The 25,491-nt window shown below is 44.4% G+C and carries 26 protein-coding genes and 1 riboswitch; of the genes, 2 read left to right on the top strand and 24 right to left on the bottom strand.

Annotated features, from left to right (window positions below; genetic code table 11):
- Window positions 1-103 precede the first annotated feature (103 nt).
- Window positions 104-280, top strand: a complete 177-nt coding sequence (locus C7R93_RS29925; RefSeq protein ID WP_146142412.1) for a putative motility protein — start codon at window positions 104-106, stop codon at window positions 278-280.
- 36 nt (window positions 281-316) lie between these two features.
- Here C7R93_RS29925 and fliT read toward each other — a convergent pair whose 3' ends face one another.
- Genes fliT through flaG form a run of 4 tightly spaced genes read right to left on the bottom strand, consistent with a single transcriptional unit; the run spans window position 317 to window position 2,941 of the window.
- Complete coding sequence (fliT, locus tag C7R93_RS06640; protein WP_106838068.1) at window positions 317-676, bottom strand: flagellar protein FliT; 360 nt, start codon at window positions 674-676, stop codon at window positions 317-319.
- Window positions 677-681: 5 nt separating this feature from the next.
- A complete protein-coding gene (fliS, locus tag C7R93_RS06635; RefSeq protein WP_106838067.1) occupies window positions 682-1,059 on the bottom strand; it encodes a flagellar export chaperone FliS in 378 nt (125 codons plus the stop codon).
- A gap of 15 nt (window positions 1,060-1,074) precedes the next feature.
- Window positions 1,075-2,583 carry a flagellar filament capping protein FliD gene (gene fliD / locus C7R93_RS06630; protein WP_106838066.1) on the bottom strand — a complete coding sequence of 503 codons (1,509 nt, stop codon included), beginning with the start codon at window positions 2,581-2,583 and terminating at the stop codon, window positions 1,075-1,077.
- A 13-nt stretch (window positions 2,584-2,596) separates the two neighbouring features.
- Window positions 2,597-2,941 carry a flagellar protein FlaG gene (flaG, locus tag C7R93_RS06625; protein ID WP_244191462.1) on the bottom strand — a complete coding sequence of 115 codons (345 nt, stop codon included), beginning with the start codon at window positions 2,939-2,941 and terminating at the stop codon, window positions 2,597-2,599.
- A 152-nt stretch (window positions 2,942-3,093) separates the two neighbouring features.
- Between flaG and fliB the strand changes: the two genes are divergently transcribed.
- Window positions 3,094-4,335: a flagellin lysine-N-methylase gene (gene fliB, locus C7R93_RS06620; protein ID WP_106838065.1), complete on the top strand. Its 1,242-nt coding sequence runs from the start codon at window positions 3,094-3,096 to the stop codon at window positions 4,333-4,335.
- Window positions 4,336-4,488: 153 nt separating this feature from the next.
- Here the strand turns inward: fliB and C7R93_RS06615 are convergent, their stop codons facing one another.
- From C7R93_RS06615 to C7R93_RS06520, 20 genes are all read right to left on the bottom strand, one after another.
- Window positions 4,489-5,316, bottom strand: a complete 828-nt coding sequence (locus tag C7R93_RS06615; RefSeq protein ID WP_106838064.1) for a flagellin N-terminal helical domain-containing protein — start codon at window positions 5,314-5,316, stop codon at window positions 4,489-4,491.
- 173 nt (window positions 5,317-5,489) lie between these two features.
- Window positions 5,490-5,738 carry a carbon storage regulator CsrA gene (csrA, locus tag C7R93_RS06610; RefSeq protein WP_106838063.1) on the bottom strand — a complete coding sequence of 83 codons (249 nt, stop codon included), beginning with the start codon at window positions 5,736-5,738 and terminating at the stop codon, window positions 5,490-5,492.
- Window positions 5,739-5,749: 11 nt separating this feature from the next.
- Window positions 5,750-6,166: a flagellar assembly protein FliW gene (gene fliW, locus C7R93_RS06605; RefSeq protein WP_106838062.1), complete on the bottom strand. Its 417-nt coding sequence runs from the start codon at window positions 6,164-6,166 to the stop codon at window positions 5,750-5,752.
- A 14-nt stretch (window positions 6,167-6,180) separates the two neighbouring features.
- The gene (locus C7R93_RS06600) at window positions 6,181-6,759 is read right to left on the bottom strand and encodes a DUF6470 family protein (RefSeq protein ID WP_106838061.1); all 579 of its coding nucleotides are present in this window, start codon (window positions 6,757-6,759) and stop codon (window positions 6,181-6,183) included.
- 22 nt (window positions 6,760-6,781) lie between these two features.
- The gene (gene flgL / locus C7R93_RS06595; protein WP_106838060.1) at window positions 6,782-7,684 is read right to left on the bottom strand and encodes a flagellar hook-associated protein FlgL; all 903 of its coding nucleotides are present in this window, start codon (window positions 7,682-7,684) and stop codon (window positions 6,782-6,784) included.
- A gap of 16 nt (window positions 7,685-7,700) precedes the next feature.
- Entirely contained in the window at window positions 7,701-9,188 is a 1,488-nt protein-coding gene (flgK, locus tag C7R93_RS06590) for a flagellar hook-associated protein FlgK (protein WP_106838059.1), read from the bottom strand.
- A 12-nt stretch (window positions 9,189-9,200) separates the two neighbouring features.
- On the bottom strand, window positions 9,201-9,692 hold the full coding sequence (locus tag C7R93_RS06585) for a flagellar protein FlgN (protein ID WP_106838058.1): 492 nt from the start codon (window positions 9,690-9,692) through the stop codon (window positions 9,201-9,203).
- Between the two features lie 72 nt (window positions 9,693-9,764).
- Entirely contained in the window at window positions 9,765-10,040 is a 276-nt protein-coding gene (gene flgM, locus C7R93_RS06580) for a flagellar biosynthesis anti-sigma factor FlgM (protein ID WP_106838057.1), read from the bottom strand.
- A 110-nt stretch (window positions 10,041-10,150) separates the two neighbouring features.
- On the bottom strand, window positions 10,151-10,579 hold the full coding sequence (locus tag C7R93_RS06575) for a TIGR03826 family flagellar region protein (RefSeq protein WP_106838056.1): 429 nt from the start codon (window positions 10,577-10,579) through the stop codon (window positions 10,151-10,153).
- 88 nt (window positions 10,580-10,667) lie between these two features.
- Complete coding sequence (locus C7R93_RS06570; RefSeq protein ID WP_106838055.1) at window positions 10,668-11,447, bottom strand: ComF family protein; 780 nt, start codon at window positions 11,445-11,447, stop codon at window positions 10,668-10,670.
- A complete protein-coding gene (locus tag C7R93_RS06565) occupies window positions 11,444-13,432 on the bottom strand; it encodes an ATP-dependent helicase ComFA (protein WP_106838054.1) in 1,989 nt (662 codons plus the stop codon). Before C7R93_RS06565 ends, C7R93_RS06570 begins: the two co-directional genes overlap by 4 nt.
- 149 nt (window positions 13,433-13,581) lie before the next feature.
- Window positions 13,582-13,947, bottom strand: coding sequence for a glycosyltransferase family A protein (locus C7R93_RS06560; RefSeq protein WP_106838053.1), 366 nt, complete (start codon window positions 13,945-13,947; stop codon window positions 13,582-13,584).
- Window positions 13,948-14,016: 69 nt separating this feature from the next.
- Window positions 14,017-14,724 (bottom strand): response regulator, encoded by a 708-nt coding sequence (locus C7R93_RS06555; protein ID WP_015893575.1) that lies wholly within the window; start codon window positions 14,722-14,724, stop codon window positions 14,017-14,019.
- 33 nt (window positions 14,725-14,757) lie between these two features.
- A complete protein-coding gene (locus C7R93_RS06550) occupies window positions 14,758-15,900 on the bottom strand; it encodes a sensor histidine kinase (RefSeq protein ID WP_106838052.1) in 1,143 nt (380 codons plus the stop codon).
- Complete coding sequence (locus C7R93_RS06545) at window positions 15,897-16,913, bottom strand: polysaccharide deacetylase family protein (RefSeq protein ID WP_106838051.1); 1,017 nt, start codon at window positions 16,911-16,913, stop codon at window positions 15,897-15,899. Before C7R93_RS06545 ends, C7R93_RS06550 begins: the two co-directional genes overlap by 4 nt.
- A gap of 151 nt (window positions 16,914-17,064) precedes the next feature.
- Complete coding sequence (gene metK, locus C7R93_RS06540; protein WP_106838050.1) at window positions 17,065-18,270, bottom strand: methionine adenosyltransferase; 1,206 nt, start codon at window positions 18,268-18,270, stop codon at window positions 17,065-17,067.
- Between the two features lie 133 nt (window positions 18,271-18,403).
- Window positions 18,404-18,505: riboswitch (SAM riboswitch) on the bottom strand.
- A 61-nt stretch (window positions 18,506-18,566) separates the two neighbouring features.
- Entirely contained in the window at window positions 18,567-21,143 is a 2,577-nt protein-coding gene (locus tag C7R93_RS06535; protein ID WP_106838049.1) for a S8 family peptidase, read from the bottom strand.
- Window positions 21,144-21,322: 179 nt separating this feature from the next.
- Window positions 21,323-22,318, bottom strand: a complete 996-nt coding sequence (locus C7R93_RS06530; protein WP_106838048.1) for an SLAP domain-containing protein — start codon at window positions 22,316-22,318, stop codon at window positions 21,323-21,325.
- A gap of 41 nt (window positions 22,319-22,359) precedes the next feature.
- Window positions 22,360-23,307, bottom strand: coding sequence for an SLAP domain-containing protein (locus C7R93_RS06525; protein WP_106838047.1), 948 nt, complete (start codon window positions 23,305-23,307; stop codon window positions 22,360-22,362).
- Between the two features lie 96 nt (window positions 23,308-23,403).
- Entirely contained in the window at window positions 23,404-24,345 is a 942-nt protein-coding gene (locus C7R93_RS06520) for an accessory Sec system S-layer assembly protein (RefSeq protein ID WP_106838046.1), read from the bottom strand.
- Window positions 24,346-25,491: the final 1,146 nt, after the last annotated feature.

Genomic DNA, 25,491 nt, shown 5'->3' with positions numbered 1-25,491 from the left:
GTGGAAAAAAGATGAGAGAATAGAGTCATGGTTATAGTGAAGCTTGGTATAGAAAATGTCGATAATGATAAAGAAAGCCATTCTAGCAAAGAGGTGATCATCTGTGAATGCCGTACAATTAAAACAAGCTGTTACTATTAGTTTGACGAAGCAAGTGCAGGAGACTGCGCAAGCGCAAGCTTCCATCATGTTGGAGGGTTTTGCTAAGACGCAGCAAAATGTTCAAGCGGCTCAGGCTAGTCATCCATCTCTTGGAAAAGCGATCGACATTCGTGCATAAGTTGTGAAAAGAAAACGGCCGGTTCCCCGGCCGTTTTTACTTTTTGCGGTCGAAAAAGGCACCATAGCCGTTTGGACCTACTTCGTTGTACGTATTCATTGCGAGTTTGCTGCGCTGGAGGTTGTTAAGTTGTTGCTGGACGCCTTGCATTCTTCCATCGATCAGGGGAATGAGGCGTTGGTTAATCTCGTAAATTTTCTCTAGCTGTTGCTTTTGCAACGCAGATAGCGATTCATTGTCTAAACCCTGATGCTGCATCTGAGAAATCATTTCTTCTCTTTCGTCCAATACAGACAACCATTCATCAGGTTCTGAATCCTTTACACTTACTACTTTCTCTAAGCGTAATGTTGTTTCTAGCAGGCCATTTAGAAGAACATCGACTGTCATTTCCATATACCTTACCCTTGTTTCTTCGCCAAAAGCATGGCTTCTTTCCAAGTGTCTCGGAATTGAATGAACAGGTCTTCTACTTCTATTAGAATTTCCAAGTCCTTACGCATGTTTGCTTCTATTGTCCGTTGAAGCATATATTCGTAGAGTCTGGAGAATTCTTTTGAAATATCATAGTCATTATTTAAAGTAGACATTAACTCGTAAAGGATGTTCTGTATTTTGATCGAAGCTTCATGAGCTTTTGTTACATCTTTGTTCTCAAGCGCAAGCTTTGCCTGTTTAATGAATTTGAGTGCCCCATTATATAGCATCAGTGTTAAATCAGCAGGAGTAGCCGTTGTTACTTGATTTGATTGGTACGTTTGAGCAGCATTTTGTAACATCTGCATCACTCCCTATTATCGTTGCCCTAACATTTGTGCAAACCAAGATCCCTGAGACTGGGACTTGGACATTGCTTTTTCCATGGCGGAGAATTGTTTCCAGTAACGATCTTCGATTAATTTTAAACGATCTTCCCAGCGATTGATTTCATCATCTGTTTGCTTTAATTTTTTACTCAAATTACTGTTGTCAAATGCACTTCCTACAGCACCAGCTTGCTCGGTAATTTTATCGATTACTTGTTTCACTTGTCCATACAGACGCTCGGCAACGCCACTTTCATTATACTTCGTAGCAGCGTTACTATTATCACTGTAATTAGTAAATAGCTTGAGGACATCTTCCCCGTTATTACGAATAGATTCCCGTAGCTTTGTTTCGTTAATATAAAGTTTTCCATTTTCTTGATAGGCATACTTACCATTTGGAGGACCACCGATACCTATTTCTGACAAAGTATCCATTGATTTATTGATACCAGCAGCCTGTAATGGTGTACTAATGGCTCTTCTTAGCTCATGTAATCCGCTGGTTAAAATTGGATCACGCAATAGAGTACCACTACGTGCCATATTCTCCATTTTTTCTACTGTTTTTTCTGGTAAAGCTTCTTTTTCTTCATCCAAAAGCGGTTGGTAGCCTTTGTATTTTGGTTCAGAAATCTTTTTGTTAACAGTCTCTATAATTGCATTGTACTTGTCTACAAAATCTTTAACCATGGTATATACAGCATCTTCGTCAGTCTTTGTATTAATAACTACCGGGGCACCAACGTTAGCCTGCTTTAAATTAATTTCCATACCATCAAAAGTTAAGGAATTTGTAGGAGAGGTGTACTCTACACCATTAATTTTAAATTTTGCCGGAGTCCCTACCGTCCCCGGGGTAGATGCTGTAGAACTTCCGATGTTCAAATTGTTCACGGTGGATGCTTCAACTTTAAACTGTTTGCCATCTTCTGAAGTAAGAACCAGTTTATTGTTAAAGAAACTTGCTTTCACACCTGTATTCGTATTGTTAATTTTAGCTATGACATTCTCTAAAGTGTCTGTCGCAGATAACGATATTGGTATACCAGCAGCATCATTATTATCTACCGTACCATCACCATTCGTATCTTTACCGATAGTCATTGTAAAATCTGTACCACCAATAGGACTTTTAGGATCTGTTACTCCTGTGTTAAATTCCGCTCTTGAAGGAGTTCCTGCTTTTGCTAAGTCCTGAACCTCTATTGTATAGGATGAGAGTGATGGTTTACCTACCACCTTGGCAGTGGCAACACTATCATTTTCTGAGGCAGCAACTTTTTTGTTGAAGCTACTGGCCATTCGGAGATTCTTCAGTGAATTCTGCATGTCTGCAAAAAGTGTATTAATATCACGATAAGCATCGCGTTTCCACTCTGTTGAATATTTATTTCGTTGTAAACGATTAACTGGCTCACGTTGAGCTTTCATCAAATCTTTAATCATCTGCTCTGTATTCATTCCAGAAGCCATACCACTAAGCCGTATTCCCATTTCCTTCTACCTCCTATCTTTTTTCGTCCACAAGTAAACCGATCATTTCATGCATTTTTGCAACCATATCCATCATTTTCTTTGATGGTATTTCACGGATAACCTCATTCGTTTGATCGTTAATAACCTGCACATAGTACTCATTTAGATCTTCATGTAAGGTGAATTTAACATGGGTATTCGTAGATTGTAGCCATTTGTTTATTCCGACAATCTCATTCTGTAAATCAGACTTTGTTTGTGGATTCAGTTCCACCTGTTTGTTCGTGGTGTTCTGCTCATTTGCAGCAGTTGTTCCCGGTCCCTGTTTCATGCTATTCTTCTGTCCTGGTAATGAATGAACAGAGGAAATCTCCATTTTATTCACTCCTCAAAAACGATCTTATTCTATATATCGGTAAGAATACGATTGAGTTTTATTTTTTCTTTGGATTATTGTTATTGAACTTACTTTTTTGTCCGCTTTAGCCGATAAAACTATATATACTTTTTTAGGCGAGGAGAGATAATATGAGCAAGAAAATGCACCAAGCCCTTGTACCACAGTATATGAAAAACTTTCAGTGTATTGGTTCATTTTGCGAAGACACATGCTGTCAAGGCTGGACAGTTGTCATTGATAAAAAAACTTATAAACGCTATAAGAATATACGAGACAAGGAATTCGTCCCGATCATTAACGATCACATAACACGCTTACGAAATGAATCAAGTGATCTTATCTATGCTAAAATTAAAATGGATAGTAAAAACGCATGCCCTTTTTTAAATACTGAAAAATTATGTTCCTTTCAATTGAATTTAGGGGAAAACTATTTATCCAGTGTTTGCTCAACCTATCCTCGGACTCTTAATATGATTAATGGATCTTTAGAACAATCTGCTACACTTTCGTGCCCAGAAGCAGCGAGGCAGGCTTTGCTGAATCCAGAAGTTATGCAATTTGACGAAATAGAACTTGAAATAGATTCTAAGACCATTGTAGGAAAATCGCTAGAAATAGAAAATGCTAATCTACCACAATATTACTTTTGGAATTTGCGTATTTTTAGCATAGAGATACTCCAAAATAGAGATTACTCTATCCCTGAGCGCTTATTACTTCTAGGAACATTCTATGAAAAAGTTCAAACCTTAATCGATCAGAATGAGCTTGTACAACTCCCTCAATTCATTGAATCATATAAGACTATAGTGAAAAATGGAACTTTAAAAGAGACAATACAAGCCATACCAACCTCTTATGACATACAATTTAAACTTGTTAAATATATGATGGACATGCGTGTGCTATTAGGAGTTAATAGCCAAGCCTATCTTGAGTGTGTTCAAGATACTTTAGATGGCCTTTCGTTTACTGAGGAAGACTCTAATAATGAAGAACTCATTCAAAAATATAAGCACGCTTCTGAATCACACTATCTGCCATTCATTACGAAGCATGAATACTTACTGGAACATTATCTTGTGAACTATGTATACAAAAATCTTTTTCCGTTCCAAACTACTAGCCAAAATTTATTTGATGAGTTCTCTCTGCTCGTGCTACATTTTTCAATGATCAAGCTTCATCTAATCGGTATGACGAGCCATTACAAAGAAAACTTCACTGTAGATCATGTCGTTAAACTAATCTATTCCTTTGCCAGAGCAATTGAACACACTCCTATCTACCTTTATAAAATATCAAAAAATTTACGTGAGAAAGAACTAAGTTCTCTTGCACACCTTGCCATTCTAATAAAGAATTAGTCCTTACTTCCAATTAATAATAGCAAGCATTATGTCTCTCACTGACTGTACTATGTGATGAGACTTTTTTTGTTCTTATTTGGTTTTCTCTAACATACAAACAAAGCTGTCGAATGAATTCGACAGCTTTGTAATGAACGTACTCTGAAGTTATTAACGGAGCAATTGCAGAACGCCTTGTGGCAGTTGGTTAGCTTGAGCAAGCATTGCTTGGGAAGCTTGAGTCAAGATGTTGTTCTTTGTGAACGACATTTGCTCTTTCGCCATATCTACGTCACGGATACGGGATTCAGCAGCTGTCAGGTTTTCAGAAGTGATGTTCAGGTTGTTAATTGTGTTTTCCAGACGGTTTTGGTTTGCACCAAGATAAGAACGTGCTGAACTTACTGCGTTAATTTGCGCTTCAACAGCACCCAAAGTAGTAGTTGCAGCAGCTTGTGTATCAATTTTCCAACCAGTAACTGCTGTATCTACTGCAGTAAGATCAAATTTCGTAGTATCCAAATCCAATACTTGTGTAGATTCTTGACCAATTTGCAGAGAAATTTTGTTACCTGCAGCAGAATTGTCGAGAAGATTGATTCCGTTGAATTTAGTATTACCTTTAATGTTTGTTACTTCTTTTGCCAGTTCAGCCAATTCTTCTTGCATACGAGCACGGTCGTTAGTGCTGTCATAAGTACCGTTCGCAGATTGAGTAGCCAGTTCTTTAACGCGAACAAGCATGTTATTTACTGTTTGCAGAGCACCCTCAGCTACTTGGATCAAAGAAATACCGTCTTGGGAGTTGCGTGAAGCTTGCTCCATACCACGAATTTGTGCACGCATACGCTCGGAGATGGAGAGACCTGCTGCATCGTCAGCTGCACGGTTGATGCGGTAGCCGGAAGACAGTTTCTCAACGTTTTTCGCCAAGCTGCCAGTGTTTACACCCAATTGACGGTGTGTATTCATTGCGGAAATATTGTGATTGATAATCATTGATTTTTCCTCCTTGATATGTCGATAGTCACGTCCCTGTGACTATTCATGAATTTGAGACTCATCACAATCGCGCGCTTGTAACTTTGTCCCTACATTACTATTATCGGATTGTAGCTTTCGAGATTTTAGCACTTTTTTTCTTTTTCTGCAGAAAAAAGAAAAAAGATGGTCTATTGACCATCTCCAGAATCCTTTTTCGTTTGAATTAGGCTCTTTAAAGTGGACCAATCATTCTGACTCTTTGTAGCCAGACGATTCTCTTCCTGAATAGCATCAAATATTTCTTTTCGATAGACGTCCAAGTTTCGAGGTGCTTCAATTCCAATACGAACCTGATCGCCATCCACAGAAATGATTTTAATCTCGATGGTGTCACCGATCATGATTGATTCATTTTTCTTTCGAGAAAGGACCAACATGTAAACACCACCTACTTGTTTTCCGTAGCTGGTTGCTCAATCAACTGCTGACGGATAGAATATGAATCTTCCTGTAAAATAACCTGCCTACCCATCCGATTCGATAGATTGACTACAATTGGCGCTTTCAAATTTACCGTCGTCTGGTTATTTTCTCGTATCGTTACGATGGAGAAAACAGCCACGGGAGACGATTCATTTATTCTTAAAGTTTCTTTTGTTACAGATGATAACGAAAACTCATAGGAAGGAAAGAACACAAAAGGATCTACTACCCAAAACCCAACATCCTTATCTTCTGTAGACTGAATTAAAAAGAACGGGCTCTCCTCTTCCTGCATCAACTGGAAAAACTGCAAATGAGAAAATCCAGGGATCCCATCTTCAAAAAACAACTTGCCCAATTCCACTTTTTGACTCGTGTTCATATTCTCCCCCTCACTTACATGGTTCTATCCAGTTGACTACCCACCGCGTCTATTTTGAGACTATTGTATTGTATCATATACGGCTCCACTTTACCTGGTATATAGGAAAGCTCCGGAGGACTCAACACTGGCTGCATACTCATGCCGTTGCGCTTTACGTTAATAATTGCCGGTTTTGTCTGGACGCTTACGTCGACTCCCTCATCTGAGGATGCTGCTGGAGGGGTATATCCGCCCTCCAATGCACGTAGCCCTTTTTCTCTTCCAATGTTAGCGATGGCATTTTCTCTTGTATGAATCCTCATTAAACGGTCGCCTTCTTGACTTTTCTCCGCAATCGCCTGCAACCACTTTTGTCGCCCGTAAGATGCATTACTATCACTAAACTGCATGGGCGTCATGAGCCCAATGTTGGCTCTAGCCTGGCTAGAATCAATTTGCAGCTCCGTTCTTCCCTGCTCAATCGAGATACTAGCCGCTTCTTGATGTAGGTTCATCTCTGCCTTTGGCTGCTTAATTTCTTGTATAGGTTTTTTGATATTTAGACCTATTTGAGCAAAGGTACTCTCCATCCGAATTTGCTGAATCTGCATTTAGCTTCCCCCCTTACAATTCCTAGCGAAGGAAGTCTAACAATGTCGGTTGAATAATGCGTGCTCCCGATCCTAGCGCCGCTGAATGAACACTTTCTTGCGTTTTTAAATTCGTCATTACTTCTGCCATGTTGGCATCTTCATTTCTTGACATTAAATCAGAAATACTTACTTCTTGCGTCTTCAATCTTTCGGCAATTAATTCAACTCGATTTACGTTTGCACCAAGCGATGCGCGTTCCGAAAGAAGTTTATCAAATTGCTGGTCTGCTTTTTGCTGAAATTGTGCGGCGCTTCTTCCATTACTAAGTTCAGTAATGACATTATCCAACAACTTAAACATATTGTTTGCGTTATCAGGAAAATTAAATATGTTCTGTGCATTTACGTTTGAGGTCACAAAGACATTTTGGCTTACCTCTAAATTTATCAGTGAACTGTTAGTATTAACAAAATCTCCTTTCCCGCCATTTGCTGCTGCATCATATGGAGCTTTGTTTGTATCAGTACCTGCAAAGATATACTTTCCATTTATTTGTTGGTTAGCAAGTGTTCCCAAGTGGTTCTTTAATTCCTGGACCTCTGAACCCATCGTTTTTAAATCCTCTGGCGATATGGCTCCATCGGCAGAGTAGATTAAAAGCTCTTTGATCCGCTTCATAACGTTCCCAACTTCGTCCATCGTACTATCCGTCATATCTAACCAAGATTTTGCCTCATCCACATTGCGCGTATATTGTTCATTCTCCATCAACGATGACCGATAAAACATACCACGTGCTGCTACAACAGGATCATCAGAAGGTGTTGCGATCTTCTTACCAGATGCTAATTGATCTTGTAGCTTATCCATGCTACGCATGGAATTGTGCAAATTCCGCAGCATATTACTATTCAGCATGTTCTGCGTTACACGTACCGCCATATCTATACCCTCCTAATTAGAGGCCGACCCGGCCCATGCCATTGATGACTTTATCCAAAATTTCGTCCATGCTTGTCATGACACGTGCAGATGCGCTGTATGCATGCTGATACTTCACCATTTCTGCCATCTCATCATCAATAGATACTCCTGATACAGATTGTCGCTGATTGTCAACAGTGCCAACGAGCATTTCGGAGTTCAATTGATTACGCTTGGCTTCCTGGGCATCAACACCCAATTGGCTGATCGTATAGCGATAGTAGTTATCCAGCGTAGAGCTTTCTGCCAAGTCATTAGGGCCAGTGCCTGCAGCCAATACCTTGAACTTAATCGATGCAATGGCGAGAGCGCTCTTGTTATTCCCTACAGGAGTGCGGCCTGCTTCTTCTTGTGCTGCCGCGATGGCATCCAAGCTCTTCATGATCTCCGGGTTAACAACCAGGCTGGATGCACTCGTTGGATAATTTTTCGAAGCAGGATTTGTTGCCAAAGAATTCGCATCCACAAAGAATGGCAGATCCTGTACAGTCCCATTGTTAATATCACTCAAGCTTCGTCCTGCCCGATGCAGGTCGTTGATTTCCTTCGTCAGATTCACTGCCAAAACATCCAAGCGTTTCAACATGTTCGGCACGATCTGATCACGAGATTGGAGGGTTCCTGCCATGTAGCCGGTTGTCGGCACAAACGCCGCTCCGCCCAGCGTCATGTCACTCATGCCCGTAGCTGGATTCTGTACAGTAGCTACTGGCTGCGATGTAATTCCAGTAACAAATTCACGACCTTCAATGGTCACGTTAACCATACCTGCTGTTGACTGAGTTGCACGGACCTCCACCAGTTTGGAGAGCTTGTCCAGCAATACGTCACGTTGATCATACAGATCGTTTGGTTGATAACCATGCGGCACAACGTTTGCAATCTGATTGTTCAAGTTAGCAATCTGTTGGCCCAAGGAATTGATCTCCATCGATTTTACATTGACCACGTTGTTGAGATCGGTTTGTACTTCCTTGATGTGATTGGTTAGCGTATTAAACGTATCAGCTACTGCCTTGCTTCGTTCCCGAACAACCGCACGAGCAGAAGTATCTGTCGGGTCTTTGGCCAAGTCTTGCCATGCTTGCCACATTTGGTCCATAACCTTTTGCAAGCCAGTGTCAGAAGGCTCGTTCATGATGCCTTCCAGTTTCTCCAAGGTTTCCAAACGACCATCCCAATAGCCTTGGCGTTTGTATTCGTTCCGATACTGAATATCCAAAAACTCTTCTCGCAGACGCTGAATACTAGTAGCTTGAACCCCTGTCCCGAGCAACCCCGGCTCGATACTCGCCTGCATCCCCACATAAGGCAAACCATTCGTAGCCTGCATATTCACGCGCTGGCGACTGTATCCTTCCGTATTCGCATTGGAGATATTATGTCCCGTTGTATTTAGCGCGGATTGTTGAGCGAACAAGCCGCGTTTGCTGACTTCGATTCCATGAAAAGTAGAGCGCATTTCGACACCTCTTTACGCTTTTTTGTTGAAAAAAGTTCGATTAGCCTGACGATACGTATCCGAGGTCGGCTTGCCGTAGATGAAGTCGTCCTCGGGTGTATCCGTGATCAGATCGAGCGTCATGTTTACAAAAGAAAGGGATTGCTCCAATAACTGCTGATTCAGGTCGTTAGCATCGCGCAGTTCGGTCACAATCCGGCTTAGCTCATTACGACAGGAAATGAGTCGCATCTTCTCTTCCGCACTGGTCGTCAACTTGATCAATTCAGCCAGTGTGCCTTCTTGCAGCGCAAAGCCCTTCTGTGCTGTCAGTTCTTTTACTACTTGCTGGCGGGCTGCTTCAGCTTCTGTGACGCCCTTGATCAGTTTTTGCTCCTGGCGCGTAATGGCTACCAGTTCATCCACGATCCCTTTTAACAGCACTTCTTTCTTGTGCGAGGCTAACGTGTACAAGGCTTTGTGCAACTGGATCAAGTTGTCGAGCAGATCGTAGAGTCTATTCATTCCTTGCTTCTCCTCATCTTCCATCGAAAACTATTCAAAGAGGCTTCTTACAAAGCCATCTTTCGATCTATGTTACAGCTTTTTCCAAAAGGACAGGAGCTTATCAGCGATCCGCTCACTTGAGACGTGATATTTTCCTTCCTCCACTTGTTTCTTCAACTGTTCCACTTTTTCCCGACGTTGTGGAGAGTTGACATCTTCTACTTGCCTTTGCATTTCCAACGCTTCTGTGGAAATGTTCACTTCATCCTTGCCCATCGGGATTTTGCCGCTTTTGCCTACTTGGTTGTTGCCTGTCTTGTTGTAAGCATTGATCATCCCGACACGGTTAGGTTCATTAATCCGCATCTGTTTACCATCCTCTCATACCACCAGTCTTTTCATAGAAAAAACCGATGACACCTCTTAGTAGTATCATCGGCAATTTCATGATGTACGATTAGTTTTTTTGCACAAAACTATTCGTCACTATTCTGCTTTCTTCGATAAGCTGCCTTAGCCAGATCGGCGCGTTGGAACTCTTCCAATCGTTGCTCTACCTCGATTTGTTGCGTGATCTCATGTTTCAAGCCTTTTAGACAAGATTCGCAAATGTTGCCTGCTCGAATCAAAAAACCGCAGCGCTCACATGGATAACCAAGATTTGGACTTCCGGCAACCGAAATGCGCCCTTCCTTGATAAACTTCGTGATTTGCTTCACGCTCACACCGGTGGCTTCGCTCACTTGATGAATATTCGTTCCGCGATTTTCACGCTTGCGTAAAAACTGGGCGCATGCCTCATATTCTTGTTCCACTTCTTTATAGCATTTGGGGCAAATGTCACGGACTGCTTGTACAAATACAGCATCACACCGCGAGCAGTTTGCCAACTTGCCCATAGACATATCGGACAACCCCTTTTCCGTTCAGAAAGTTCATACGGTTCCCACATCCATTGTATGCCTACATCATAGCTTAATTTTTCCAAACTGGCTATCGGTATATTGTCAAGGAATATATTTCACAGCTTGGCCCCATATGTCCTCTGATTGTCCTCGCACAAGAGCGCAGCGTCGAACCAGTCGTATAAATATCATCAATGAGCAAGATTTTAGAGACACAAGGCATGTTATTGCCATCCCAAGCAAATGCTTCACGCATACTTTCTTGACGGGATACACGCCCTCTCTGCTTACTTAACTTTGGGGTGTCCTTCGTTCGACGTAGCAACGGTCTCACGGGAATCTTCGTTGCTACTCCTAAATGGCGGGCCAGTAAATCAACCTGATTGAAGCCGCGTTCGCGCAGCCGTTGTGGATGTAAGGGTACTGTCGTGATGCAGGTAAATCCGATAGACCTGTAAAAACGTTGAACCGTAATGGCGAGAAGCGTTCCGTAGTAGGAAGCTAACCGCTCATCACCACGGTACTTGAACAATCCGAGTAGATCCTTCTCCCCCTCTTCATAGCGAAGCAAACTCCGATTTGCCACCAAAATCTGTCCATCTTCTCCATGAACACAATCCCTGCATAGCCCTTCGTTGCCGATACAAGTCTGATACTCCATATCCCGCCCGCACCGCTGACAATAATCATTCCCAATCAACGGCAAAGCATCAAGGCAGACTCCACACAACACAATCCCTTTTAACATACGGTAGATGACCGGATAGCTAGTCTGATCTGATAGCTGTCGCGCTTTTTCACGAGCTACTGTCTCCTTTTGGAGAGCAGCGATACGCCCACTACAACGGACACACGTCCCACCGATCATGAAAGGCCTCTTTGTTCCGCGAGCTTTTGAGCCAAGTTGTTCATCTGTGAAATCTGTCTGACAGCCCGCGTTGGGGAAGTAGCGCGTTCTGCTTGCAAAAATAGAACGCTACCGGTCGTATCATCAACAGACCGTCCTACTCGGCCTGCTATCTGTACCAATGACGCCTCGTCAAATACAGGTGCCTCCGCACCTACCACTACTACGTCACTTTTTGGTATGGTCACACCCCGCTCCAGAATCGTTGTCGTCACCATGACGGTATAACGTTTTTCTCGAAATGCGAGGACCTTCTCCTCCCGCATAGGGTCTGCTGCGTGGACACCGTCCATCTCCTCTGCGTGAGCAGGAAGCCACTTTTGGAGGTACGACAGCACCCTGTCAATTTCATCAACGCGCGGGACAAACACAAAAACTTGCCGGTCTTCATTCAGAGAGGTACTTATTGCTTCTATAAACGGTGCCACGACACGATTCTTCTGAACGCGCTTATGTAAGCCTTGTACGGTGAGAATCTTAGGAACAGGAAGCGCAGCTCCATGATAGCGTCCAGGCAACAAAACATGCGTATCAGAGAATAGCGGTATCACGCCAGACGAGCCTAAGGTGGGGCGTCCTTTTCCTACGAGCCGCTTTTGCAAATATCCCGGAGGTGTCGCGCTTAAATAGAGGAGCTTCCCATTCTTTTTCACTGCTCTAGATAAAGCGCGATACAAAATAGGATCATTATGATAAGGGAAAGCATCGACCTCGTCGAGAACCACCAGCAAAAATCGCCTATGGTAGCGCATGACCTGATGCGTGGTCGCAATCGTGATGTCACTCTCTTCCCACTTCTCCGAGCTCGAACCGTGGACGGCAATCACTTTAGCCCCGGGAAAGACTCGCTGAATACGCGGAGCCAACTCCAACACGACATCTTTTCGAGGGGTCGCAATCAAAACGCGACCGCCAGCAGCAAGTGCCTCCGTAACAGAAGGGAATAACAATTCCGTTTTACCCGCTCCACAAACTGCCCAAATCAAAAACTCCGATAGCCCTGGTCTCGGATTGGCTACAAAGCAACGCGCTCGCTCAGCTGCCCGCGATTGATCTGCCGAATAATTCCCCGCCCACTCCAATCTCGCCACGTTCTGCAAGTGGTCTGCGCTTCGGATAAGGGATTCCCCTACATCCATTAAAAAATACGGCGTGCAACATTTACTCCTGCCCATCCCTAAACAAGCTGTACAATAAGCGCAGCCTTGCTCACACGTGTGACAATAAGTAAACTCCACCTTCGCTCCTGCACTTCCGCAGCGTTCACAAACCAACTCCAGCTGCTTGCGCCACCATCCTTTTGTAACCGCAAGACGAATGCCAGGTCGCCATTCCGCTTTGTTTGCAAGCACGAATGAATGCAAAATGGCTAACAAATCCTGCGCGTCCGCCCCTCGCTTTTTCAGCAAGGTCTCTATTTCGTCCCAAAGGAGCGCACGCCCGTCCAAAAGCTCGTTCAAAACAGCTTCTTGTAGATTCTCTCGAGATGAGCTCCTTCGAAGAAGCTCGCGACCACCCAAAAAGCCCAACTGTGCACCCGTCCATTTCCGCGATTCTTTGCCACCTCGATACGAAACTTCCACACTCTCCTCGATTGGCTCCCAAGAAAACCACCCCTGCTCTAGGCGGTCCTGTACACTCACTGCTTCCCGTCCATATAAGCTGCTCGCTTCGCACACACTACTTACCGCCAGCGCTCTCAACTCTTTTACATATCCTTCAGTCAGCATCCGTCCTTTACCGACTTGTTCCATCAAGTACCCGTTCACCTTCGCACGCAACGAAAAAGCCAGAGCAAGCGATGACGTTTTCCCGATGACATGCAGGACACATCCTTCTCGCTCCTGCCAAAAAGAACGATCTACAGAAAAGCTCGGCGTAACATAAGTCTGCACCTGTGGTATTGATCCGCCGCAAGCTTTGATATACAGCAAATACTCACGCATACGCTCACTCCTCTGCCTTCTTGCCCTTAGTGTGCAAAAAGACAGACAGGTCCGGCAAATAAATTTCGAAACCCGAATTAGGCCGCAGAAAAATAAAAAAGCCGCCGATCTATTGTCGACAGCTCGTAATATTTACGCTCAACAAACTTTTATGCTCCCTCTTTTTTCTCCCGCAGATCAATGACGATGGTTCCAGCCGTCATCTCCTCCTGTACGTCACCCAAACAATGGCCGTACGGATAACGATTCAAGACGGCTGTCATCTGTTTTGTATCATCGTCAGATCCATCATCTATCAAGGTAATTCGGATAGGTCTGCCACTCCAATACGAACGAAACAGCAGACTCCTCACTACACGTTCCAGCACCTGTTCCGAATTGCGCACCAGCAATCGATAATGCTCATGCGGGAGCTCGCTCGCGCTTTTCGTCCGATTGTTCCAGCGCTCCGCGATCATTACCAACAAAGAGGAGCAGCCAAATGCTGCTAAAAGCCATACAATCAGCTCTTCCATACGGTCATACCTCCTCCTATACCAAGGTATGCCGCACGGCTTGAACAGAGTGCAAATAGGAAGCGCTTCCTACAGTTTCACCCAGCCGTTTTTAATGGAGATGACAACAGCTTGTGTCCGGTCTTGGACATTTAGCTTTTGCAAAATGCTACTAACGTGATTTTTAACCGTCTTTTCACTAATAAATAAGAATTCCCCGATGGCACGATTGCTTTTCCCTTCTGCCATCAGTTGCAATACTTCCCGCTCGCGACGGGTGAGCGATTCGATCACTTTTGGATCGATAGCTTGCGATTCATCTACGGAGAAGCTACGCTCTGCCGTCCCTTCCTGCTCGCTCAAACGACGGAATTCTTCAATCAGCTTGCCCGTCACCTTTGGATGTATGTATGCACCGCCGCTCGCCACTACACGTACAGCGTCAACGAGGTCTGACGTTCCCATTTCCTTCAGCAAGTAGCCAGATGCTCCAGCACGGAGGGTACGATACACATATCCCTCATCATCATGAATCGAGAGCATAATCACACGAGTAGAAGGGCTTACAGAAATCACATTTTCTGCAGCAGAGACGCCATTTATGTTTGGCATGTTAATATCCATCAACAAGACGTCCGGCTTGTGCTCTTCCGCCAATACTGTGGCTTCTCCTCCGTCCGCACCTTCCCCGACCACCTTGAAATCTTCTTCCATTTCCAATATCCGTTTTACGCCTTCGCGAAACAATTGATGGTCATCCACAATCACGATGCGGAGTTCTTGCTGTCTCTTATCCATGGTTCATCCCCCAGTACTTATTTACGTATCATGTCACATTTTTATCGGTATTTGGAATATAACCTTGGTTCCTTCTCCCGGAGCTGATTGCATCTCGACACTGCCCTCTAAGAGCTGTACACGCTCACGCATTCCCAAGAGTCCAAAAGAGTTGCCATTCGCCATGCGTTTTTCCAGATCGAATCCGACCCCATCGTCTTTGACGACAAGACTTAACGAATCTTGTACAAATTCCAGCTTCACTTGAACCGTCGAAGCGCCTGCATGCTTCTCCACATTGTTCAGACATTCTTGAACCAAACGGAAGATCGCAGCCTTTACTGAACTGCGCAAAGGAGGCTCCACACCAAATACTACCAGATCGATGGAAGACTGAATACGCTCTTCGCACGTTTGAATATATTTTTGCAAGGTAGGTACTAGCCCTAAGTCATCTAATGCCATTGGACGCAAATCAAAAATAATACGTCGAACATCTGCCAAACTCAAGCGTACCATTTCCTTCAGCTCGTGCAGTTCCATTTGCGCTTCCAAAATGCGCTCGTTCTTCAACATACGCTCTACAATTTCCGAACGCAGCACGACATTCGCCATCGATTGAGCTGGACCGTCGTGAATCTCGCGTGCCACACGCTTGCGCTCTTCTTCCTGAGCCTGAATTACCTTTAGGCCCATCAACTGATGCTGCTTCGCCGATTCCAGCGCCTCGCCTATCTTGCTTAAGTCACCCGTTAAGTAACCAAGCACAACGCCCATTTGAGAAACCAGCTTTTCCGCACGGACGATGGTTTCTTCCAAGGTACGCAGCTGACGCTCCAAATCATTTCTTCTGCGCTTCAAATTATTTTCCCGCTCGCGGTAAATGGACAGTTCTACCTGAATACGGCTCGCCTCTTCATAAGCAACCCGGATATCTTCCTCCGTGTACATATGAAAATTACGACTGACCAAGACGAGCTTGTTGCGCGATTTGCGATACGCGAGTTCGAGCGCGTCGACTTTTTGAATCACCTTGGAGATTTCTTGCCGTAGTTCATGTAAATCAAACTTCAATGAGTTGCCATGCTGTCTGGCGTTTTCAGCTATATCAAATATTTGGGTTTTACTCGTTTCTACGGTTTCAATCGTTCGCTTGATCACCCCGTCCAGCACGCTGATGTCTATCGCTTTGTTCATGATTGCTCTCCTTCAAACTCATTTTTAGCCTTCGTGAACAACTGTTGGAGGTGCTCTTCTTCAACATCTCGCAGTCCCATGTCATTGCGTGGAATGGCAAACGGATCTGTTCCCTGTTTTACGAATCCACGATTGGATGTAAATACATAGCGGTAGCCAGCTTGACGAGCTGTCTCCAGTACGATTGGACTTGTGTAGCCAAATGGCAACGAGATGACATCGACCTCTTGCTTCATCCATTCGCTTAAACTGACGCGAGATATACTGAAATCCACATAGAGGCGGTCCCTGTATTCTTTTTCTTCCTCTAAACGCTGCAAGTCTTTCAGAAAGACCGGAGCTGTTTCTGGGCCGAGATCGCCCCACTCATTTCGTTCTTCCTCTTCATGCAGACTGTACGTATGGGACCCGATCGTAACCAGTCCCGAATGAATCATTTGGTTAACCTGTTGACGCGTAAGTGGTGGCGTCATATTCTCCCGTTTTCGATCAGCTACATCTCTTAAGCGCCCCGCAATCGCGAAGTTCACTGAAGGGTAGCCGTATGTACGTAAGATCGGAAATGCTTCTGTGTAGTAACTCTCATACCCATCGTCAAACGTAATCAAAACAGCATTCTCAGTCGGTAAGGTACCCGTCTCCATAAATCGCAGGAACTCCTCCAACGAAATCGGATTCAGTTCATTATCGTGCAAAAATTTCATGTGTCGGGCAAATTGATCAGGAGCTATGACATACCGCTGATTCGATTGATCCGTGACATGATGGTACGTCAAAACCACAACCTGATTGTTATACCACTTTTTCGTTTGAACCGCTGCTTCTTCATTTGGTGTGACGTTTGGCTCAGCATTTTTTGTCTCACTTATGCTTATAGACGTATCTACTTGGGGAAAAGGTTGCACTTCTTGTTTATTCTTTTTTTCCAGAAAAGATTCGCCTAACAACCCAATAGCCACTGCAAAAAACAAAAAAGTAAGAAACACGATCAGGAAGAGCCTTCTGTTCGGCAAAAAAACCCCTCCTCCACTTCCTCACTAGGAGATTCGACACAGTCCTACAAATTCCTGTGCAACAATTGACCCAATAATTGGATGACTTTGCTCCTAAAAAGAAAAAGAGCCCAGTAGCAACACCAGGCTCTTTTTATGTCGTTCATGAATATTACAATTGAGCAGCCTCTTGCTTCAGAATTTCTGCCTTGTCTGTTTGCTCCCAAGGAACATTCAGGTCATTGCGTCCGAAGTGGCCATATGCAGCTGTTTGTTTGTAGATAGGACGACGCAGGTCGAGCTGCTTGATGATACCAGCTGGACGCAGGTCAAAGTGTTTGCGAACCAATTGCACCAGAGCTTCTTCGGAAATGGTACCAGTACCGAATGTATCTACTGCGATGGAAACTGGTTGTGCTACACCAATAGCGTAAGCAACTTGCACTTCGCATTTGTCTGCGAGGCCAGCAGCTACGATGTTTTTCGCTACATAACGAGCTGCGTAAGCACCGGAACGGTCAACTTTAGTTGGATCTTTACCGGAGAACGCACCGCCGCCATGACGAGCATAACCGCCGTAAGTATCTACGATGATTTTGCGGCCAGTCAAGCCAGCATCCCCTTGTGGTCCGCCAATTACGAAACGGCCAGTTGGGTTGATGAAGTATTTGGTTTCAGCGTCCAACAGTTCAGCTGGAACAACTGGTTTGATTACTTGTTCAACCAGATCTTGCTTGATTTGCTCCAAAGTCGTTTCAGGAGCGTGTTGGGTAGAAATAACGATTGTGTCGATGCGAACTGGTTTGTCGCCATCGTACTCAACGGTTACTTGTGTTTTTCCGTCAGGACGGAGGTAAGCAAGTGTTCCGTTTTTACGTACTTCAGTCAGACGACGAGCCAATTGGTGAGACATGCTGATTGGAAGTGGCATCAGCTCAGGTGTTTCATTGCAAGCAAAACCAAACATCAAACCTTGGTCACCAGCACCAATTGCTTCGATCTCAGCGTCAGTCATTTTGCCTTCGCGTGCTTCCAATGCTTGGTCTACACCAAGTGCAATGTCAGCGGACTGCTCGCCAATTGCAGTAATAACACCGCAAGTGTCAGCATCAAAACCGAATTTCGCACGGTCATAACCGATTTCACGAATGGTTTCACGAACGAGCTTTTGGATGTCCACATACGTGTTTGTAGTGATTTCACCTGCTACGAGAACCAAACCAGTAGTTACGGAAGTTTCGCAAGCTACGCGAGCGTTTGGATCTTTGGACAGGATCGCATCCAAGATGGAGTCGGAAATTTGGTCACAAATTTTATCCGGATGTCCTTCGGTTACAGATTCGGATGTAAACAGACGACGACCTTTTTGCAAAGCCATGAGAAAATACCTCCTTTGACCTCATACAAATAGTGTGGTAGCCGAGTTAGGATTTTATCTACGTAAACGCAAATAAAAAACCTTTTCCATCTTTTAGGAGGAAAAGGTTTGAGCGTTTTTTGCTTCCTTCATCCTCTTATCGGCCAGAACAGATGTCCGTTCTGCTGGTTAGCACCGCTCTAGATCGGTTGCCGGGCTTCATAGGGCCAGTCCCTCCGCCTGCTCTGGATAAGAGTATCCATTACGGAATATAGAATAATTGTTTTTTTCAGAGATGTCAATAGGAAAAATTTTACTTATAATTGATAGGCTTTGGAAAGTACAACAACAACCTCGGCGCGAGTTGCCCTTCCATTCGGTTTAAAGGAAGAACCGTACCCACTTAGCCAATTCCTAGATGTCAAAGCTTCAATGGCAGGAGAAGCCCAATGGCTTGTCGGCACATCCTGATAATTCGTGGTACCGTGGTTATACAGTAAAACATTACGTGCCCGCGCGATCATTACCGCCATCTCTGCACGCGATATCGGCTGATCCGGCTTCATTTCATTCTTCGGGTATCCTTTCAAGATACCTAATTGATAGGCTACACCTAGATTGTTATACGCCCAGTGCCTTTTTGGCATATCCCTGAAGGTCGTTTTTCCTGTATAGGCAGTTGCTACCTTGGTACCAGTCGCACGCATTGATTTAAGCAGCATCGTCGAAAATTCTGCCCGGGTCACAGCCTGATTGGGCTTGAACGTCGCGTCATTGAACCCATTTACGATATCGCGAGAGTTAAGTCTGACGATCTCCGAGCGCGCCCAGTGATCCGAAATATCGCGATAGCCCGCTATCAATTTCTGTTGCGTCACCGTGAGTCGGTACGATTCATATTTGAACGCAGTACCGCTATTGAGGCGCACATAATATTTTCCTGGTTGCAAACGCAAACCGATAATGTCGTTTCCTCGGTTAGACAGTTCCGCTACCTCATTCGTCGAAGCAATTGCATAGTTCATGTTCCGATCGCTATAGAGCGCGAAACGGAAGCCGCTATCGACAGGAATGTACGGCGCTCGGAACGTCACATACGATTCACTATTCACAGTAAATTGGAACCAGTCGGAATCAGTAGCCGTTGGTATTGTGCCTGACATCACTGACCCACCGCTTAGCGGAGACGCTTTTTGATAGGTGTCATTCGGCTCATTAAAATCTTTTTTTACGGGCGTGTATCCCAGATCCAGCTGATATTCACCATTCACCGCATTACGATTGTACTCACTCACACGGATGTAATACTTGCCCGGCGAAACTTCTTTTTTGACACGCTCTGTTGGATTGTCTTTCGTTCCATTATCGTAGTTAGGGTCCCAGACAACCGTATTTTTCCCGGGCTCTTGTTTACCAATACCCAGCAACAGATCGACACGCTTGTTATCAGGGCCTACGGAGACATCCAAATGCCCGTATTCACGAACATAGTAGGAGAACCAATCCTGATCCCCTTCATCGTGAAAATTGCCTGTTACACTGATTTGATTACCTACGAGCGGTCTTGCCGTCTCTTGCGTATCGTTCGGTTCGTTACGATCCGGATTGATGGTAAACTTGCTCGTCAACACGTAGGTAAACGCATTGTTGACTCCTCCGTTACGCATTAAGCGGATACTCATAGTTCCCGCCTTGACCGGAACCGTTATCGTATCACCATTCCCAAAGTACTGCGTAATCGGCGTACGATTCTCTGGGTAAAAGGTAGCTGCCATCGCTGAAGAAATACCCGAAGTCACTGACGCTGTGAAGCTGACCTTTCCATCGTAAGGGATGTCCATTTTGAACCAGTCTATCGTGTCTTTTGGCCCCAAATTCCCACGTATCTGTGACTCGATCGGGAACGCTTTTGCTGAGTACGACTGATTATTCGGCTCTAAAAAGTCGTAGGATAGGGCCGATCGAACGGCCTTATCGACATTTAGCAACCCGTAGCCCGTTTTCCGGTCCCATCCCTTTTCCCCCAAATCAGTAGCCGTTTGATAAAGCAATTGCCTCACATCTAATGGGCTGAGCTTGGGATAACGGGCAAGTATGAGCGCTGCTGCGCCAGCTACTTGAGGAGCTGCTGCTGAGGTGCCGCTAAATGAACCATATTTTCCCCCGAGCTTGGTCGTATAGACGTTGAAACCAGGTGCTACTAGGTTCAGCTCAGGCCCTGTATTGCTCTGGTAGATCACTTCATTGTTACCCCTTACAGCGCCTACGGCAATCACTGTAGGATATGCTGCTGGATATGCTACACGGCTGCTTTCATTGCCACTTGCGGCAATCAGCACAGCTCCGCTTCTTTCCGCTCGTTGAACAGCATTCGCCAATTCCTTGGAGTAGGCCATACTGCTGAGAGACATCATGATGACTTTGGCACCACGATCCAAGGCAGTATTGATACCCTTAGCAAGAGTCTGCACCGTAGTATCTCCATTTTTGGCCAAAACTTTAATAGGCAAAACCTTGGCATTCCACAAGACACCGGATACACCAATACTGTTATTCCCGCTAGCAGCCAGTACACCAGTTACTTCTGTTCCATGTCCGTTATCGTCCTGGGCAGACCTCCCGGGATTCACAAGATTCACACCTGGCAGAAGGTTGTCCTTCAAATCAGGATGCTTATAATCCGCACCGGAGTCTAGCACTGCGATGATAATCTGTTCATTACTATTTACGACTGACCAAGCTTGATGAGCTCTAATCTGACTCAAATGAAGCTGGTTACTTAAATAGTAGTCATTCGATGCAGGTGGTGCTGCAGCATAGATCGTTTGGTTGTTTGCCATCACTAGTGCGACACTTAACGCAGTCGCTACTGACATGTTCACTAATTTTTTCATGCAAAACAGTCCTTCCTTCTCTCCCCTGCACAATAAGCAGTCTAAAAGGAATTCAGGTATTTATCTTCTCGTCCTAGCATAGCGGATGAAAAGGGAGACATGCAACCCTGATCACCCAATATTTGGAACGTTATAACAGTACAAAACCCTTTTCACCATGGGCAAAAAGGGTTTTATCCTTACTGTAACAAACCTTTATTGTCTTCCACTTCAGGTGCTACCTGAGCTTTTTCTTTTTTTCTTTGCTGTGCTTTCGGAATAAAAGCAGTCAGTTCCGCCAGATTTACCTCTTCCTTTTTGATGGAGGAGAACGGAATGTCAAATGCCCATACACGATGGCTATTTGCTTCTACCTTCATGTTTTCCAGGGTAAAGTGTACACGTGCTACTGTATCGCCATCCTTATCATGAACGATAATCGGCACTTCAGTAAACTCCAGACGTTTTCCCAGACCGTTACGGAAAGCAACGATGACTTTTAGGCCGTTATCTTCACCCGGCTTGATATCGAGGACTTGTAAGTCTACTTCGCCCTCTGCAATTGGAGCTTTCTCAGCAGCCTGCTGCAAGTATTGCTTGGACTCATCTGCACTCAGACCCAAATTATAATTTTGATTCTCTTCCACTTCGTTCTTTTTCAGCTTGATGTAGGTCAGCTTCAGAGGAACCTCTTTTTCAGGAATACGGTCGAACTCATCCCAGCGGAACATGAATTCCATTGGACGGCTGGACATTTCCATCACTGGACCAGATGTGATCAGATCAAAAGTCTTTCTCGCGACTTCCTCTCCATCCTCTGTCACCAAAGACAGTGGAAGCTTTTGCAGCAAAATGCTGCGGTCAGTCGCATTGCGAACGTAGGTAAGAACCAAGTAACCATCATTGGTAACCTGTGTGTAGAAAGGAATGATACCTACTTCGTTACGAACAACTGGAGGCATTTCATCATGCGCGTATTGCAAGAGCTCATGCTCAGCTTCGTCCAATTGATCATCCCACGGACCGTTTAGCACCAAAAACAATTCCTTCGATTCCACACGATTCGCAGATTGCTGCGGATTCTCCAATCCGGATACACCCAAATAAAACTCTCTATGAAGATTCTCATGAATATCTTCGCGTACTTGCTCCAAGCTCTCCTTGGAACCAAACCAATTTTCCAATAACCAACTCATAAGTCAACCTCCTCTTTCCCACACCTCAAAAGTATTGCGCTCTATTCTACCTCAAGCGTCCATCTTTTCAGGTCGGCATCAGGCTTTTTCACTAAATTTGGCGGGAATACAATCATCCACGGACGGCTGTAACCCGGCTTCACATTAATACTACTCGCATCCAGCACACCTGTTGCTACCAGATCACCATTTGCATCAGCAATCGTCAGCTTGAGTTCATCTGGACGGTATTCATGTGGCATCCCATTGCGGAAGAGCATCGCTGTTACCAGATGTCCTTCCTTTGTCAATCCGATGTCAAAACCAGTAACCTGTACGGTATTAATCGGAATCATTGGCAAGGACTGTGTCAACGCTTCCAGACGATCCTTTTGGCGATCGGTCATGCGCTTTTCCATTTCGGGATCGAGCTCCAGATTACGTGGCCACACATGCGAATTTCTACCAGCCTTCATAACCACTTTCCAACGGTTAAAGGTGAAATTATCATGCAGATAGCTCTCCTCCGGGAACAATACCTCCCACGGACGGCTGGTATGCGGCGGAATTGCGTCCATATCTGACAAATCCACCTTGATCCTTGCAAACGCCTTATCATCGAGATAAATCGCTAGCCCAACGTTTTTGATCCGCACTGGCTTATTCGTGGAGTTGCGGAAGAACATAGCGACAGTCAGGCCGTTTGGTTGCGGAATCATACTAAACCCAGTTACGCTAACCATGCCTTTACGCATCTCAGGCAATTCTTCTTGCAAAAAGCGAAGCGTATACTTTTTCTCAGAATCCAGCTCACTTTCCCAAATCGGGCTCAGAGACAATTCTGTACGAATCTTTTCAGCTCCACCTACAGAAGCTTCCTGTTGCTCATTGCCTTCCATTTCGACCTCGGTGTTTTTCATCTCAGCGACATCAATGGCAGACTCTTCTTGAATATCTTTTTTCAGATCCTGTTGATCCTTACCTAATAAATTCTTCATAAAGGAAAACATAAACTACCTCCTCACACGTCCGGACACGAACGAAGCTTTCTCATCATGATAAACTTTTTTGACTAGCCTATGCAAATTCGCTCTCTTGCATCAGGCTTATTGGGGAACGTTTACTTTCCAACGGGACAAGTCCAGCTCTTCCTTTAGAATGCTCTCTGGCGGGAAAATAAACAGCCACGGCTTACTTGTATTTGCATTTACAGTCAGGCTCCCGAGTTCAAACAGGCCTTCTGCCACTTTATCCCCGCTTGCATCATACAGCGCTAGCGGCAACTTTTCGATGGACAGCGACTGTGTAGAGCCATTGCGAATCAAAAGCATCGCATTCAGAGCACCATTTTCTGTTTGACGAATCTGTACGCTCTGTATATTTACTTCTCCCTCTTTTAGAGCGGGGAGGTTCTTCGCTAATTCAATTAAGGATGTTTTTTGTTCATCAGTCAGTGCCTTAATCCAGGATTCCTCCAGCTCCAGCTGCTGTGGAAGGACCATCTTCTTCTGCGCCATCTCAAAAGCGATCTTCCAATTCACGAGAAGAACCTCTACCTGTAAAAAGTGCTCTCTGGTAAATACAAACGACCACGGTCTTGCAGAACGCGGCGGAATTTCTCCGAGCTCGCTCAAATCAAAGGATTGGCGGGTAAACAGCTCCTGATCCCCAAACAGTACCACCAGTGTCATCTCATTCAGGCTGATTGGACGGTCCGTGCTGTTTCGTACGAATGCTACCACTTCAATCCCGTCGTCATGCGGAACAAGTGAAGTCCCTGCCAAGGAGATATTCCCAGGCTGCAACGGCTCCAGCTCCTGAGCCATAAAGGAGAGCGAGTATTTCTCTTGCGCCCCCAACTGCTTCTCCCACAATTCATGCAGCGAGAGTGTTGTGATGACGCCAGTTGATTCCTCTTGTACCTGTTGCGCTTCCTGATGAGACTGTTCGGTATCAGCAGCGGAAAGGATCGATTCCTCCTGCACCTGCTCCCGAACCTCATTAGTTGTCGGTTTGTTCCCCATTAAATTCTTCAAGAAGGATAACATATCGTCGCTCCCAACTTTTCTCTACATCTATATATAGTAACATTCGTCATCCACTATAGCATAGTGACATCCTTTTGCAACATAGAAAACTTGGCATTCCAAGTGGAAAACAAGCGGCTTTTGCAACCTTTTCACAGCATGATTCGTACTATAGTTATGTTAGGATACCCGTACGCAACAGGGGATGTCAAGGAATGGAAGGATGGACGGTGGGGCAAAAAAGGAGAACCTGGTTTTCTCGCAGCCTCAAGGACCGTTTAGTCGGTCTATACCCTGCAAATACCTTTGATCGTTCACCGTGTCTCAGTCGCATAATTAATGAAGAAAAATTTTTTATGCTATTCGAGCCGTTGAAGATTTCATGTATAACATTTCCATAATGAGTTAAAGTTTACAACGTTGTTTATTATTGATAAACTGTAAGGGTCTAAACAAATAACTTGGGGAATTGCTTTTTGGCCAACTGTTTCTTGCAGTTGGTTCTTTTTTGTTTTCAAAAAAGATTCGATGAAAATAACTATCACTTTTTCCAAAAAGGTTCAGATGCAAAGGTAATTGTGAAACGCATGGGCTATCAAGATCATCCTAAACTGGTGACATATTTGAAGGCAAAAGATAAAGAACCCTCTGAATGAACAAGAAGGACCTTCTGTAACGAATAGAACAGGTCATACGCTCTCGATTCAATTGGATTAGTACCCTTTTTCCTTACTTGAGCTTTTGGAACACACCAGAGCTCTTCAAATCGATCTTATCGTCTCTTGGTCGTGCGGTGCCTGAAGGAAGTCCGTACATATAACAAATACACTAGACCAACTAGTACAGGAATATAGCAAAGAAAAAACATTAGCCAATCTGATATTTTTGCTGTTGCATTAATGAATTCAAAAAATTATATATGCGCAACATACCGGTCGATTCAATTAATTCTCATCCCTATTAAGAGAAGGTTTAGTAAGAATAAAACATTATTAAGTGAACGTTTCAAATGGCTAAGAGGAATTAACTAAATTATATGCTGTTCCTGAAAAAAAATTGAGAGCCCATAAAAAAAGATAATAACTATAGTAGTTGTTATCGGTGAAGTTACGAAACGCTTAGTTATCCTAATGAAAAAAGAGGACTTTTGATGCTATTTTAGCCAGC

The organism is Brevibacillus fortis (assembly GCF_003013395.1).
Classification (GTDB): domain Bacteria; phylum Bacillota; class Bacilli; order Brevibacillales; family Brevibacillaceae; genus Brevibacillus; species Brevibacillus fortis.
This window is presented reverse-complemented; position numbering and strand designations above follow the sequence as displayed.

Coding starts and splice junctions, on each gene's coding strand:
- fliT (WP_106838068.1), bottom strand. CDS start 676: ATGGAAATGACAGTCGATGTTCTTCTAAATGGCCTGCTAGAAACAACA.
- fliS (WP_106838067.1), bottom strand. CDS start 1,059: ATGTTACAAAATGCTGCTCAAACGTACCAATCAAATCAAGTAACAACG.
- fliD (WP_106838066.1), bottom strand. CDS start 2,583: ATGGGAATACGGCTTAGTGGTATGGCTTCTGGAATGAATACAGAGCAG.
- flaG (WP_244191462.1), bottom strand. CDS start 2,941: ATGGAGATTTCCTCTGTTCATTCATTACCAGGACAGAAGAATAGCATG.
- fliB (WP_106838065.1), top strand. CDS start 3,094: ATGAGCAAGAAAATGCACCAAGCCCTTGTACCACAGTATATGAAAAAC.
- C7R93_RS06615 (WP_106838064.1), bottom strand. CDS start 5,316: ATGATTATCAATCACAATATTTCCGCAATGAATACACACCGTCAATTG.
- csrA (WP_106838063.1), bottom strand. CDS start 5,738: ATGTTGGTCCTTTCTCGAAAGAAAAATGAATCAATCATGATCGGTGAC.
- fliW (WP_106838062.1), bottom strand. CDS start 6,166: ATGAACACGAGTCAAAAAGTGGAATTGGGCAAGTTGTTTTTTGAAGAT.
- C7R93_RS06600 (WP_106838061.1), bottom strand. CDS start 6,759: ATGCAGATTCAGCAAATTCGGATGGAGAGTACCTTTGCTCAAATAGGT.
- flgL (WP_106838060.1), bottom strand. CDS start 7,684: ATGGCGGTACGTGTAACGCAGAACATGCTGAATAGTAATATGCTGCGG.
- flgK (WP_106838059.1), bottom strand. CDS start 9,188: ATGCGCTCTACTTTTCATGGAATCGAAGTCAGCAAACGCGGCTTGTTC.
- C7R93_RS06585 (WP_106838058.1), bottom strand. CDS start 9,692: ATGAATAGACTCTACGATCTGCTCGACAACTTGATCCAGTTGCACAAA.
- flgM (WP_106838057.1), bottom strand. CDS start 10,040: ATGCGGATTAATGAACCTAACCGTGTCGGGATGATCAATGCTTACAAC.
- C7R93_RS06575 (WP_106838056.1), bottom strand. CDS start 10,579: ATGTCTATGGGCAAGTTGGCAAACTGCTCGCGGTGTGATGCTGTATTT.
- C7R93_RS06570 (WP_106838055.1), bottom strand. CDS start 11,447: ATGATCGGTGGGACGTGTGTCCGTTGTAGTGGGCGTATCGCTGCTCTC.
- C7R93_RS06565 (WP_106838054.1), bottom strand. CDS start 13,432: ATGCGTGAGTATTTGCTGTATATCAAAGCTTGCGGCGGATCAATACCA.
- C7R93_RS06560 (WP_106838053.1), bottom strand. CDS start 13,947: ATGGAAGAGCTGATTGTATGGCTTTTAGCAGCATTTGGCTGCTCCTCT.
- C7R93_RS06555 (WP_015893575.1), bottom strand. CDS start 14,724: ATGGATAAGAGACAGCAAGAACTCCGCATCGTGATTGTGGATGACCAT.
- C7R93_RS06550 (WP_106838052.1), bottom strand. CDS start 15,900: ATGAACAAAGCGATAGACATCAGCGTGCTGGACGGGGTGATCAAGCGA.
- metK (WP_106838050.1), bottom strand. CDS start 18,270: ATGGCTTTGCAAAAAGGTCGTCGTCTGTTTACATCCGAATCTGTAACC.
- C7R93_RS06535 (WP_106838049.1), bottom strand. CDS start 21,143: ATGAAAAAATTAGTGAACATGTCAGTAGCGACTGCGTTAAGTGTCGCA.
- C7R93_RS06530 (WP_106838048.1), bottom strand. CDS start 22,318: ATGAGTTGGTTATTGGAAAATTGGTTTGGTTCCAAGGAGAGCTTGGAG.
- C7R93_RS06525 (WP_106838047.1), bottom strand. CDS start 23,307: ATGTTTTCCTTTATGAAGAATTTATTAGGTAAGGATCAACAGGATCTG.
- C7R93_RS06520 (WP_106838046.1), bottom strand. CDS start 24,345: ATGTTATCCTTCTTGAAGAATTTAATGGGGAACAAACCGACAACTAAT.